Consider the following 442-nt stretch of genomic DNA (forward strand, 5'->3'; position numbering starts at 1 on the left):
TTCGCCTATCGCAACGACACGGCGACGTGTTCCAGCGGACGCATTCTTCTGGGGCCTGCCCATGCATAACCCCTGCGCCGTAATCCCGGTGTACAACCACGAAACCGCGATCACCACCGTGGTCGATGCCCTGCTTGCACAAGGTCTGCCGTGCATTCTGGTGGACGATGCCAGCGAGCCGTCCTGCGCACGGGTGCTCGACGCCCTGGCCGAGCGCGACAGGGTTTTCCTGGTGCGTCTCACAGCCAATCAGGGCAAGGGCGGCGCGGTGATGACCGGTCTGCGTGAAGCCTCGCGTCTGGGCTACAGCCATGCCTTGCAGGTCGATGCCGACGGTCAGCACGATTTGCACGACGTCGCGCGCTTCGTCGGCGAATCCCGCGCCCATCCCGAGGCGATGATCGGTGGCTATCCGCTGTTCGACGAGAGCGTGCCGAAAGGG

Annotated in this window: 1 protein-coding gene; it reads left to right on the forward strand. The window is 64.7% G+C overall.

Going from position 1 to position 442, the window contains the following annotated elements; translation table 11 throughout:
• Positions 1-61 precede the first annotated feature (61 nt).
• On the forward strand, positions 62-442 hold a 381-nt coding region (locus tag AC0T7J_RS25310; protein ID WP_473798521.1), incomplete at its 3' end, for a glycosyltransferase family 2 protein.

It is taken from the genome of Pantoea sp. E956-1, assembly GCF_982223955.1.